Below are 11,659 nucleotides of genomic sequence, written 5' to 3'. Positions count from 1 at the left end.
ACGACGACCCCGGTCTCGCTCACGCCCGGCCCGACGCAGACGCTGCCCCCAGGTAAGGAGGTTGAGTTCCAGATTATGGCCGGATACCCCTCCCGGTTCACGCACGACCTTACCATCACCTTCAGCGGTGGCAAAGGCCAGGATCTCCTGAAGAAGAACATCGATCTCCGCGTGACCAAGTCGACCGGCGATGTCGTCACCGAGACCCTGCAGCCGGTCATCGGCGATGAGGTCACCATCACAGATGCAAAAGGTGAGAACAGGGTTGAGATAACCGTCTCCCTCGTCACGGGAGGCACCTACAAGGTAGTAGACAAGATCGTAGAAGTCCCATAACCAAAAAATTACTTTTTTGTAAGCTGCTGACCGGCCCTGGGGGGGCGTCATAACGGACGCCTGACGGGTTCGCTGATGGTGCTTCAGGAGAGAACCGAGACCGGGAAGACTTCCTCCGCGAGGCTCTGCTCCTGGGACCTCTCCCTCCGGGCCGGATTTCCACATTCCACGGGACCCCCGGGTATCGCCCCGCACTGCCCCCGCCCCTGGTGGGCGGAGGAGGAGCGCGAAGCGCGGGCGGGGTGGGGGCTACAAGGGTCCACTGCACCAAGCGATCCCCGGGAAAAACCAGGTGCAGGGAGAGCCTGCACCCCACCTGCTGTATCCATGCAGCTATGAGTTACGCCTCAGGGTTGGTTCACAGGTTCAGCCTGAATCTCCAAAATAGAGGGAAGGGCATATTCCAGGGCCCTGCTGAGTTCCTGATCTCACCTCTTCTCCACGCTCCACCGTATGAGCAGGCCGTCATCGAGCCGTTCGGTCCCGATGATGCGTAACCGTGCAAAATCCGCCTCCCTGAGAAAACCGGTGCCGTCCGCTGGCGTTGGGGCGTCCTTTCCGCCGATGACCATGTTGCCGATGAATGTCTGGAGTTCGTCGACGAGCCCCTGCTCAAAGAGCGTCCAGATCAGGGTCCCCCCGCCCTCGACCATCAACCGGCGGACGCCCCGCCGGTAGAGTTCCGCAAGCAGCGCCCCAAGATCGACGTTCTCATCACCTGCGACGATGACGTCGGCATGCTCCGCGAGGGCCTCCACCCTCTCCCGGGGTGCTGCACGTGAGACCGCGACGATACGTTTCCCGGTCCCCTTCTGGAGTATGTCTGCATCCGTGGGTGTCCGCCCTGCGCTGTCCACCACGATGCGGATAGGATGCTCGTCCTTTCCGGCCGCTACGCGCTCGGCCCGGAGTTCCGGGGACTTGACGGTGAGCGAGGGGTCATCGGCAAGAACGGTGCCGATGCCGACCATAATAGCATCGCTCTCCGCCTTGATCCGGTCGACCCGCGAGAAGTCTTCAGTCCCTGAGATCCGAACCTGCCGCCGCTCCCTCGTCGAGATCTTCCCGTCAGCGCTCATGGCAATGTTGATAAAGACGAACGGGCGCATATGCTACGTTTGCATGACGATCTTCATATATCTGTCCTCCTGCGGCGTGGGGCGATCCGCGGCCTTCTCCAGCCCGTCTGGTGAAGAGGAAATATCCGACACCGATTCCTGCCAAAGCGGACAGAACTATTTATCTTCTCGAATTATTATCTATCCGGTGTCTGAAGATTTCGATCATTATATATGAGGCTTGTTGAATATCTCTCATTATCTTCCATGGCTCCAGACCCGCGGCTACATGTCTTCTTCCGGGAAAACATCTTCAGCGAGACGGATATCGTCAAAATGATTGTGATATTGTCGTTTTCGGCAATAGCACTCATGCTGACGGCGAACGGGGTGGAATCCGATGCCTATCTCTTCTCTCCCCTGCTCTGCTGCATCCCCATCCTCTTTGCCGTCCTCTGGTTTCCCCGGCACGGGCTCCAGGTGACCGCACTCCTGGTTGCCGGGTTCGCCCTCATCCATCTCCGTTACATGGCACTTGGCTTTACCGTAGATCCAATAGTTCCGGGATTGTACGTGGTGGCATTCTTCTGGTTCTTTGGGGCTATGACCCTCTTCTCACAGCACTCCCATCTGGCTGTCTCCCGGTACAAGAGCCTCGTCGAGAATGCCCGCGACGCAAAGTTCCTCTGCGATCCGGAGACGCTCCGGCTTCTCTGTGCGAGCAGCCGGTTTGCTGAGGTCCTCGGCTACGCGCCCCATGAACTGGTCGGCATCCCGGCTGAGAAGTTCTGGGCGGATGGAACTGCGAAGACCCGGTTCATCCAAGAGATGAAGAAAGAGGGCTACATCGGGAATATGGAGATGATCTTCCTTGCGCGAAACGGCGATGCCCACGCGGTCCTCCTCTCCTGCCGGGCGCTGGTCCCTGAGAACCTCTTTGAGTGCACGGTCGTGGATACCGGCAACCTCAGGAGCGAGCGGGATGATCTTGTCCAGTCAAACGGCCGTCTGCGGCGGCTCATCCACCAGTCAAACGATATCTTCTTCATGCAGGATACTGCAGGCCGTATCCTTCACTTCTCCTGGATGCGCGCACCCGAGCACAACATCTCTCCCGACGACCTCATCGGTCTCGGTGCTGACGCCCTCCTGTCCGACGACCTGGCCGTGCGGCATATGGAGGAGGTCCGAAAGGTGGTGGATACAGGGGAGACCGCCCAATACAACCTTGACCTCGAGATCGCGGGCGACCGTCATACCTTCTCCATCACGATCGCCCCGATGTACGGGGGGGATGGCGGCCTTATGGGTATCATGGGATCGGCGCGCGACACTACCGAGATGAGGCGGCAGCGGCTTGCCTGCAAGCAGATGGCGTGGGAGATTGACCAATGGAAGGAGTTCGTCACCACCATGTCCCACGAACTGCGCACGCCGCTTCAGCCGCTCATCGGTTATCTTCAGATGATCGTCGATGATCCCGGGTATTACGGTCTTTCAGAGGAGATAGGGAAGTACCTCAGGACCTGCCTTCTGTGTGCCCGACAGGAGCAGGCCGTGGTGGAGAGGATGGTCGAGTTGAGCCTGCTTGCAATGGACCATATCGAGCTCACCATCCGGGAGGTCTCACTCCGTCGTCTCGTCGATTCTGTCATCACCGGAGGCAACTACGACCGGGAGGCGCAGATGAGCAACGAAATATCTGAGGATGTCTGTATATGGGGAGATCCCGACCGGCTCTACCAGGTGGTGGAGAGCCTGGTATCAAATGCAGTTAAGTATAATGTGCCGCCAAAAAAAGTACGGATACGTTACACGGAATCAAATAAGAACCATTATATTATGGTGTGTGATAATGGCATCGGTATCTCATCTGATGTCATCGAATCGATCTTCAGGCCGTTCTATATCGGGGGCGCCGATAAACTGAACCGCAAAGGGGGGCGAATAGGCCTGGGGCTCGCCATTGCGAATAGGTACATCCAGCTGCATGGAGGAGAAATAACTGTGACAAGCGTAGTGGGTGAGGGGAGTACCTTCACCATCAGAATACCACGGGAGGTATGAACCATGGGAAGCAAGATCATGGTCGTCGATGATGATCTGCCGACGCTAGAAGTGATGGAACTGCTGCTCCGGAAGATCAACCGCGAACCGGTACTGGTCCATAACGGGTGGGATGCACTGCGGATGATCAAGAAGGAGAAGCCTGCCCTCATCATCCTCGACGTGATGATGTCTCCCATCGACGGGTGGCAGTTCCTCGAAGAACTGAAGCGGAATGAGGAACTCAAGGATATCCCGGTCCTGCTCTTTACTGCAAAACATGTCTGGCCGGAGGAGTATTCCCGGTATGCGGAGGATATCGTCGGTGTCCTGGAGAAGCCCATCTCGCTTGCCGAACTGAAAGCGGCGCTGGAGAGGGTTCTTCCCCGTGACTCCTCTTCTCGTCCAGACAACGGCAACGCTCAGGTTAAACCGGAGATCCGGAGCAGATAACCTCATTGCGCGGTCCCTCCCCGATGCATCGTTTCCGGGAAGCGCCCGTCCCGCACGGTAACAGCGATTCTGATCGTGCCTGCCTGCACCGGGGCTCCCTGCCCCACACCGAAAGGCATTTTATTGGCTGGAGGTGTATTACCCGGCAGTGGAACTCTGATGATCGTTACTGATCTCCCGGGTTGTCCTTCCCTCAGGGAGTACCGGCAGATTGTGGGAGCGGAGCGGTTCTCAGCCGTCGAGGAACTTGCAGAACGCCTGAGCGGCATCAGGCTCCAGGAGATCAACTCGACCCGCTACGGTGGCGGCGTGGCCGAGATCCTGATGTCGTACGTTCCTTTCCTCAACGCGCTCGGCATTGAGACGGTATGGAGCGTCATGGAGGCCGAACCCGCGTTCTTCGACGTCACAAAGACCCTCCACAACTTTCTCCAGGGCCGGGACGGGTTCTCGCCGGAGATGATCGAGACCTACTGGGATGCCCAGCGGCAGAACGAGGGTCTGATTGAGGATGATTGCGACGTTGTGACCATCCATGACCCCCAGCCGCTCGGCCTGATCGAGTTCCTGACAAGCAGGGATCTCGCCGGGAAGAGGCTGATCTGGCGGTGTCATGTCCAGCTGGAGACGGTGCCGACCGAGACGGTGGGGAGTATCGGCAATATCATGCGGCGGTTGGTCGAGAAGTACCACGCAAGCATATTCTCCAGTTTCCAGTATCTCCCTCTCTGGAGTGTGCCGAGTTTCATCATCCCGCCGTTCATCGACCCCCTCTCAGAGAAGAACCGCGATATCCCCGCTGCCGAGATTGACGCCACGCTGGAGAAGTACGGGATCGACCCGGAAAAGCCGATCGTCTCCCAGGTCTCCCGTTACGATGTCTTCAAGGACCCAGTCGGCGTCATCCAGGCGTTCAAGAGGGTCCGCAGGAAGACTCCCTGTCAACTCGTGCTCGTCGGCGGGCGGGCATGTGACGACCCTGAGTGCTACATTGTCCTGCGCGATGTGCGCGAGACGGCCGAGGACGATCCCGACATCCATGTGCTCGATCTCCCGCCTGACAGCCACCGGGAGATCAACGCGCTCCAGCGGGCGTCGGACGTGGTCGTCCAGAAGTCCATAAAAGAGGGGTTCGGGCTGACGGTGACCGAAGCGCTCTGGAAGGGGAAACCCGTCGTCGGCGGGAACGTCGGCGGCATACCGCTCCAGATCCGCGATGGATGGAACGGCTACCTGGTCTCGACGGTTCAGGAGACCGCTGATAGGATCCTGCACCTCCTCCGACACCCGGAGAAGGCCGCGGAGATGGGAAGGCGGGGCAGGGAGTTTGTGCGGGAGTACTACCTGCTCCCCAGGGGCGTGCAGGACCACCTCACCGTCGTCGATCAGCTGGTCAACGGCAGGATCACCGCCCGGGACAGCGTCATCTGCTACCACCCGCAGGTGGTGACGGCACGGATGGCCACGGGCACGCCGCAGTACTGATTGGTGCCCTCCCCCGGCCCCCTTGGTTGAGGGGCTACGCGATCACTCGATGGGTATCTCCTTTCCCCCGGGTCCGGTGATCTTCATCTTCGTTAAGCGCACTTCGAGGACGCCGTTCCTGAAACTGGTCTTTGCGGCTTCTCCTGTTACACTCGCGGGCAGGCGTATCAGCCGGCTCAGGGTGCCGCCGCCGCGTTCCTGGATGTAGTATCCCTCCCCGGCCGGCCCGGCCCGCCTTGCCGTTATCCGCAGGGTCTGCGGGTTCAGCAGCCGGATATTGATCGCATCCTCCTCTGCGCCGGGGAGTTCCGCAACCACGATCACCTGGTCACCGTGGTCGAGGATATCAACCCGGAAGTCCGCGGAGAGGCCTCGGAAGTCACGGTCGCTCCCGCGGGATATCGGCGGCAGCCTGTCGGTCTCCACGTCCCTTACGGTCCTCCCCTGATCGTCCGCTGGCTCATCTGGGCGCCTTCGCGCAGGACCGGGACCCTCGTTCTCTCCTGTCAATGGCTCCTCCTCCTGGCTGGTCTGGTATGCTGGATCGAATGGCTGGTCGCCATCCGGGGATCTCTCGTGAGCTGGTATACTTAAGCCTTCGCACAGGGCCGCCCCTGCACAAACCTACGCCTCCGGCAGTGTATATCTTGCGGTCCCGGAGCGGCCCGGAGATGGCCCGATCAGGATAATTGGGCTGTTATCTTCGGGAGTATCGCCCGGGTTGCCGGGAGGTGTAGTTGTTGCCCGTCCTTATGCTGCCCGTCAGATATTTGTAGCCTGACCGGTATGGTGGGGAGAACCCCGGGTCACGGGGGTGACCACTCCGGCCGCCTCCGTGTCACCATATCGCCCGGGAGCCCCTCCCCGGTGGATGGTTCGGCGGGGTTATGGAGGAAGACGAGATGGCCCAATTTAAACCCTTTGAACTGGAAGGAATACCGATCGAAGAGCAGCCTATGAACTGGAAGGATATGCTTCCGGCCCCGTATGACAAGAAGGCGGTGGGCGCCTACACCCGGACCCGGGTTATCCTTATGAACGGCATCGAGAACAACGCTGTCCTCATGTCGCACGCTATCGAGCGGATGCACCCGGACCCCGAGGTGAAGCGGGCGATGGCCCTGATACGGCGGATCGACTCCCAGCAGCAACTTGCGGTCAACTGGCTCAACCCGGCTGACCAGTCGGTCATCGAGACGACGCTTGGCTACGAGCAGGTGGCGGTCGACCTTACGGCGAATCTGGCGAAGAACGAGCCTGATTCCTACGTGAAGCAGACGCTGGACTTTGCGCTGCTCGAGGACTTCGACCACCTCTACCGCTACGCCTGCCTCTACGACTACATCGAGGGCGGCGACCCCGAGGTGATCGTCCAGGGTAAGACCGATGTGAAACCAGGCCGGCCGACGAGCATCGAGCACCGTCACCCCGATGACTCGATGCGGAAGCACTACGACAAGGATTCGGCCGATATCAAGACGAAGATGAACTACAACACGATCGTCTCGGGGGAGCAGCAGACGATGCTCTTCTACCGGTCGCACGGGTTCATGTATCCTGATGCGATCGCGCGGCAGCTCTACGCGGAGATTGCCGAGATCGAGGAGCAGCACGTGACCCAGTACGGGCTGCTCGGCGATCCACGGGAGACGATGCTTGAGAAGATGGCGATGATCGAGCTCAACGAGGCCTACAACTACTTCTCCTGCGCAGAGACCGAGAGCGATTCAAGGATCCGGAGCATCTGGGAGATGTTTGCGAGGATGGAGATCACGCACTTTGCCATGTGTGCCGAACTCATCAGGAAGCACGAGGGCCGCGATATCCGGGATATCATGAAGGCCGACGTCATCGAGCCCCTGATCGTCTTTGAGTCGAACAAGGATTACGTCAACCGGGTCATCGATGAGCAGCTCGACCTTTCACCCCACAACATGGAGTTTGTGCGGCTCCGCGACCTCCCTGACGACTGGGCGAGTTTCGCCTACCAGCGTGTCATGAACGCGAAGGGCGTCCCGAGCGAGGATGTCGTCGGCAAAGCGGTCCGCGACCTTGCAGAGCGCGACCAGGCGGAGAATATCCGGAGGGTCAAGCAGGAGATGGCGCGCCGGGTGGAGAAGGGCATGGCGGCAGTGCCGGCCCGGTGAAATCTCTTTTTTGCGTGACGGTCGGGGTTGCAGAGGAGTGCACGTGAGCGCATGCTGCGCCCCCTGCTCCGTGGGTTCGCCGCCTCCGGTCTTCGACCTGTATTCTGTCGTCGTAGCGGATCGCGAAGATCCGGCAGAGCCAGGCCACCCGGCCGGTATCGGCGGTGGCAATGAGGTCCCTCCTGTTCTCCCCGACTCCTCAACCGTTACAGCAATCTCGACACTGCCTGCCGTAATAGAAATGTTTATAATATTAAGCGCATATGGGTAATATATACCAACAGAGGAAAGAAAAAATGCCAGGATTTGATGGTACTGGGCCCCGAGGCATGGGGCCGATGACCGGGCGGCGTATGGGCCGGTGCGTCCAGCCGCCGCAGCCGTTGGCAGAGGGCAGCCCTGCTGGAGAGACGAGCGAGACCACCCCGAAGGCTCCGGTTCAACAGCCGCAGGTTTACGGCCTGGGGAGAGGCGGGATCCCCTGGGGGTGCGGCAGAGGATTTGGCGGCGGACGCAGACGCCGGTGGTGAACGCCTGATACGAGCTGGTGCAGGCCGGTTTGTCATCCGGCCGCACCTCGCTGAGCCTGCCGGGGTGCAGTGAGCATGACGGCAGTGGTTGATCCGGAACTCTGCACCGGGTGCGAAACCTGCGTGGATGTCTGCCCAGCTGTAGCGATCCGGATGGAAGAAGGAAAAGCAGAGGTTGATCCCGGGCTCTGCGTCGATTGCGGTACCTGTGTCGATGAGTGCCCTTCCGGTGCGATTCATCTCGAATAGTGCCGGTCGGGTGAGAACGACTATTTTTCAGATGATTTTACGGGATAGCCCTTTTATCTAGTGAAACCCGGGTATGGGTGGTAGCAGGCTACCCGGGTGGTGGAGCGTGATTGGGAGAATGAGAAGGAGGGTTTGGTGCCGGTCCCACAAGGAGGTGTTTGGTGATGCGTGCAGATGAGGTTCTTGCACCGGCCCTGTGTTTTACCAGCACCGCCATCCGCGACCCCGGCCCCGGCCGCCACCCCGGGGCATCCCTCCCCGGCCGAGACCGTAGACCGGTCCCGGGTAAGGCGAGTATGGAATGCGACAGCCCCACATGGGCGGCAGCCGCCTTCGGGTGGCGGGAAGGCAGTAGCCGAATCCGCCGCCGGTCATCGGGCCCTGCCCTCCCGGTCCTGTGCCGTCAAATCCTGGCATGGTTTCCTCCTGCGGGCGTACCCCCGCCCGCTATTATTACTCATATGTTCATAAGTAAATAAATATTTCTATCGCGGCGGGCGGCGAGCGAAAAGGCCGGTATTGGTGTTCGTGCCGGGTTACCTCGGAGAACCACGCGATCGCTATCAAAACATCCCGGGTCCGGGAGTCCTGCGCGGCAAGCCCGGAGAAACGGCAGGCCTCGCCGGGACGGGGCCTGCAAAAGGCAGAGTGCCTCCGCTTGCCTGAATGTTAACGAATGCGGGCCGGTCCATTCCTGGTTCGGATCTATCCTTCGTTCCAGGAGTTCGGCAACGCGCATCGTGCTTCGCGGGCAAAAGCCAGGGTTCTCTCGGGGTTGCGGACACCGTCTTTCTTGACGCCGGTATGCACATCGACTCCATAGGGGCGGACTTTCCGTATCGCCTCGCGAACATTCTCCGGAGTGAGCCCTCCTGCAAGTATCACGGGAATCGCCGAGGTTGCAACAATTGTTGCACTGATATTCCAGTCGTGAGGGATTCCTGTCCCCCCGATCTTCTCGCTGGTCCTGGTGTCAAGGATGAGCGCATTGGCATAGGGCTCGTAGCGTTTTCCCATCGCTATGGCCGACTCGTCCGTCACGTGAACGGCTTTCACGATCTTCAGATACGGGAGTGCGTTACGGATGACGTCTATCTCGGATGGCTCGATGGTATCCTGGATCTGCAGTGTCGTGCAGCGCGAGTCCTTCACCAGTCTGATGAGGTCTTCTGTCTCCTGCAGGTGGGTGACTGCGACCGGTTCGATGAACGGCGGGAGCTCTCGTATCATCTTCGCGGCTTCTTTGGGAGTTACGACGTCGCTGCTCCGATGGGTCACGCCCATGATGAAACCCAGAGCATCACAGCCCGCATCGACGGCGCACTGCATATCCGCAAGACCGGTTGTTCCGCAGAATTTGATACGCATCAGAATCTCTCTGTCGTTATGGCAGAATAGGATACTCCCAGATCGGTAGTGCTCCAGCATCTAACTGATAATTGATCTCAGAGGGTCCGACCGAATTACGTTGCGCACCAACCCGCGTTCATGACAAAAAATAACCTGGGGAGAAGATTTCCATTATCGGGTTCTGGTGAAGCCCTATTCTGGCTGTCATTCTTCCCCGACGAGATTGGTGTCGGACCTGGCCTGGAGTTCGACCTTTTTCTTCTCAAGCATGTCCTCATGCCGTGGACCGTGGTGGCTATCGCCATGGGGGTGGGGCTGACGGGGAGGGGTCTCCCCCTCCCCTGTCTTGCGCAAAGAACCGCACCCCCATCACCCCACCCTGCCCGGCCTCCGGCCTCCTCCCCCGCCCCAGGGGGCGGGGGCAGTCATGGCGATACCTAAGGGAAGGCCGTGCCCCGGACTGCAATCAATCGGGAACACCCAGACGAGATCTCAACAAAGTTTAGTATCAGTTGTTTCGTAGGGCACTACTGCACCATTTCATCTAATATTGTCCATGCAATACCGCCTCTCGCGCTCTCGCGCGAAGCCTTGATGCCCGTGTATCTCCCCCCAACCAGAACCCTTCGCGTTCTTCGCGCCTTCGCGTGAGATCGGCGATCACTCCAGCGCACCCTCAAGTTAAGGTGAAATAGCCTACTACTCCCAGGTCCCGGGTGTGCGGGTGCTACTATCACATTTGTGATACGAAGGCATCAGAAAAGTTGCTCGAAGTGCCCCCGCCCGGATTTGAACCGGGGACAACCAGATCTTCAGTCTGGCGCTCTCCCAGTCTGAGCTACAGGGGCTTTCTGCCTAACAATGTAGTCGTTCGTTCCTAATAAATTCTGTGCTCCCCGGGCGGGCAGCCCCCGCATCCCCCGGGGAACCGCGGCGGGCCCGAAACCGCCTGTTTATCACGTCCCACAGCGATACTACTGGACAATGGGCCGGAGTGATCAGAAGTCAGGTGCCCGTGGCACAAACCTCATGCAGGCGCTCTCCGGGAGGACAGGGGCCGTCGTGCACCTCACACACAACGACCTCGATGCTGTCGGAGGGGACGCCATCCACCGGAGGAAGTACGGTGACGTCTTCACCATCTGGTGTTCGGTCGGCAGGTTCCTCTCCCTCCTTGACGCCGTGGCCGGCTCCCCGGGGCGGGGCGACCTCCTCAGCATATCGGACCTCGGATACCAGCAGGGCGTCGAGCAGCGGCTCGCCAAGGCCCGGTCGAACGGGTGGCGGATCGAGTGGCGCGACCATCACCGCTGGAAGGACGAGGAGGTCCGGGCCGTTGATGCGAGGACAAGCCTCCTCCACATCGACGTTGCCACCTGCGCCACCGGGATCGTCGCCCGCGACCTTGCGCCCGGCGATGCGGTGGCGGAAGAGATCGCCCGGGTCGTCTGCGACTACGACCTCTGGAAACACCGGGACCCCAGATCGAAGATGCTCGGCCAGGTCGTGATGCGGAAGGGATGGCGGGAGTACGTCCGCGACAACCTTGTCCGGGGCACCATCGTCGATGCGAAGGTCGAGAGCGAGTATGCAGAGATCGTCCGCGAGATGGAGCGGGACATCCGGCACAGCCTCCGGCATACCACCATCATCGAGGACGGGCGCTACCGGATCGCGTTTGCCCCCCTCTACGGCTACCCGAGCGAGACCGCGCATGCCATCAGGGACGAACTCGGCACCGATATCGAGGTAGTCGTCTCCGGAAACGGTCGTGTCTCCATCCGCTCCGTTCCCCCGATCAGTCACCTCATCGCCCGCGAGTTCGGCGGCGGCGGCCATCCCCACGCGGCGGGGGGCACGTTTCCGTTCAACCTCCTCGACCGCATTCTCTTCTGGCTCTTAAAGCGGAACCGCCACTACCGCCTCCTTGCTGATGCGGCGGAGTCTATCGGGAGATGAACGCCCGGTCGACCAGGCGCTTCCAGTAGTCGGGGCAGGCCTCCTC

General features: G+C 60.1%; 12 protein-coding genes and 1 tRNA gene. 8 read left to right on the top strand and 5 right to left on the bottom strand.

The window, feature by feature from the left end:
• A partial coding sequence (locus BP858_RS01940) for a hypothetical protein (protein ID WP_286878693.1) occupies positions 1-336 on the top strand: 336 nt, incomplete at its 5' end.
• A gap of 428 nt (positions 337-764) precedes the next feature.
• Here BP858_RS01940 and BP858_RS01935 read toward each other — a convergent pair.
• A complete protein-coding gene (locus tag BP858_RS01935; RefSeq protein WP_074174779.1) occupies positions 765-1,445 on the bottom strand; it encodes a 2,5-diamino-6-(ribosylamino)-4(3H)-pyrimidinone 5'-phosphate reductase in 681 nt (226 codons plus the stop codon).
• A 216-nt stretch (positions 1,446-1,661) separates the two neighbouring features.
• Here BP858_RS01935 and BP858_RS01930 point away from each other — a divergent pair, with 216 nt between their 5' ends.
• The 3 genes from BP858_RS01930 to BP858_RS01920 all read left to right on the top strand — a co-directional run bounded on the left by BP858_RS01930 (position 1,662) and on the right by BP858_RS01920 (position 5,378).
• Positions 1,662-3,461 (top strand): PAS domain-containing sensor histidine kinase, encoded by a 1,800-nt coding sequence (locus tag BP858_RS01930; protein ID WP_214166032.1) that lies wholly within the window; start codon positions 1,662-1,664, stop codon positions 3,459-3,461.
• A 3-nt stretch (positions 3,462-3,464) separates the two neighbouring features.
• Entirely contained in the window at positions 3,465-3,893 is a 429-nt protein-coding gene (locus BP858_RS01925) for a response regulator (protein ID WP_062261321.1), read from the top strand.
• 159 nt (positions 3,894-4,052) lie between these two features.
• Positions 4,053-5,378, top strand: a complete 1,326-nt coding sequence (locus tag BP858_RS01920; protein WP_062261324.1) for a glycosyltransferase — start codon at positions 4,053-4,055, stop codon at positions 5,376-5,378.
• Positions 5,379-5,420: 42 nt separating this feature from the next.
• On the opposite strand, the gene BP858_RS01915 is transcribed toward BP858_RS01920, so the two are convergent.
• Complete coding sequence (locus BP858_RS01915; RefSeq protein WP_238320431.1) at positions 5,421-5,804, bottom strand: Hsp20/alpha crystallin family protein; 384 nt, start codon at positions 5,802-5,804, stop codon at positions 5,421-5,423.
• Positions 5,805-6,265: 461 nt separating this feature from the next.
• Between BP858_RS01915 and BP858_RS01910 the strand changes: the two genes are divergently transcribed.
• From BP858_RS01910 to BP858_RS01900, 3 genes are all read left to right on the top strand, one after another.
• The gene (locus BP858_RS01910; protein ID WP_250317129.1) at positions 6,266-7,525 is read left to right on the top strand and encodes a hypothetical protein; all 1,260 of its coding nucleotides are present in this window, start codon (positions 6,266-6,268) and stop codon (positions 7,523-7,525) included.
• Positions 7,526-7,788: 263 nt separating this feature from the next.
• Positions 7,789-8,055, top strand: coding sequence for a DUF5320 domain-containing protein (locus BP858_RS01905; RefSeq protein ID WP_349680556.1), 267 nt, complete (start codon positions 7,789-7,791; stop codon positions 8,053-8,055).
• 75 nt (positions 8,056-8,130) lie between these two features.
• Positions 8,131-8,304, top strand: a complete 174-nt coding sequence (locus BP858_RS01900; RefSeq protein ID WP_074174781.1) for a 4Fe-4S binding protein — start codon at positions 8,131-8,133, stop codon at positions 8,302-8,304.
• A gap of 201 nt (positions 8,305-8,505) precedes the next feature.
• On the opposite strand, the gene BP858_RS01895 is transcribed toward BP858_RS01900, so the two are convergent.
• From BP858_RS01895 to BP858_RS01885, 3 genes are all read right to left on the bottom strand, one after another.
• A complete protein-coding gene (locus tag BP858_RS01895) occupies positions 8,506-8,721 on the bottom strand; it encodes a DUF5320 family protein (protein WP_074174782.1) in 216 nt (71 codons plus the stop codon).
• Between the two features lie 288 nt (positions 8,722-9,009).
• Positions 9,010-9,672, bottom strand: a complete 663-nt coding sequence (locus tag BP858_RS01890) for a phosphoribosylanthranilate isomerase (RefSeq protein ID WP_062261337.1) — start codon at positions 9,670-9,672, stop codon at positions 9,010-9,012.
• 756 nt (positions 9,673-10,428) lie between these two features.
• Positions 10,429-10,502 (bottom strand) — tRNA-Phe (locus tag BP858_RS01885).
• 136 nt (positions 10,503-10,638) lie between these two features.
• Between BP858_RS01885 and BP858_RS01880 the strand changes: the two genes are divergently transcribed.
• Entirely contained in the window at positions 10,639-11,613 is a 975-nt protein-coding gene (locus tag BP858_RS01880; protein ID WP_214166033.1) for a DHH family phosphoesterase, read from the top strand.
• The last annotated feature ends 46 nt before the right edge of the window (positions 11,614-11,659 follow it).

Source organism: Methanoculleus sp. UBA413 (assembly GCF_002502935.1).
Taxonomy (GTDB): Archaea; Halobacteriota; Methanomicrobia; order Methanomicrobiales; family Methanoculleaceae; genus Methanoculleus; species Methanoculleus bourgensis.
This window is presented reverse-complemented; position numbering and strand designations above follow the sequence as displayed.

Bases quoted from the DNA above. Each gene is read 5' to 3' on its own strand.
- BP858_RS01910 (WP_250317129.1), top strand. From the start codon at position 6,266: ATGGAGGAAGACGAGATGGCCCAATTTAAACCCTTTGAACTGGAAGGA.
- BP858_RS01890 (WP_062261337.1), bottom strand. From the start codon at position 9,672: ATGCGTATCAAATTCTGCGGAACAACCGGTCTTGCGGATATGCAGTGC.
- BP858_RS01880 (WP_214166033.1), top strand. From the start codon at position 10,639: ATGGGCCGGAGTGATCAGAAGTCAGGTGCCCGTGGCACAAACCTCATG.
- BP858_RS01930 (WP_214166032.1), top strand. From the start codon at position 1,662: ATGGCTCCAGACCCGCGGCTACATGTCTTCTTCCGGGAAAACATCTTC.
- BP858_RS01900 (WP_074174781.1), top strand. From the start codon at position 8,131: ATGACGGCAGTGGTTGATCCGGAACTCTGCACCGGGTGCGAAACCTGC.
- BP858_RS01905 (WP_349680556.1), top strand. From the start codon at position 7,789: ATGGGTAATATATACCAACAGAGGAAAGAAAAAATGCCAGGATTTGAT.
- BP858_RS01925 (WP_062261321.1), top strand. From the start codon at position 3,465: ATGGGAAGCAAGATCATGGTCGTCGATGATGATCTGCCGACGCTAGAA.
- BP858_RS01920 (WP_062261324.1), top strand. From the start codon at position 4,053: ATGATCGTTACTGATCTCCCGGGTTGTCCTTCCCTCAGGGAGTACCGG.
- BP858_RS01935 (WP_074174779.1), bottom strand. From the start codon at position 1,445: ATGCGCCCGTTCGTCTTTATCAACATTGCCATGAGCGCTGACGGGAAG.
- BP858_RS01895 (WP_074174782.1), bottom strand. From the start codon at position 8,721: ATGCCAGGATTTGACGGCACAGGACCGGGAGGGCAGGGCCCGATGACC.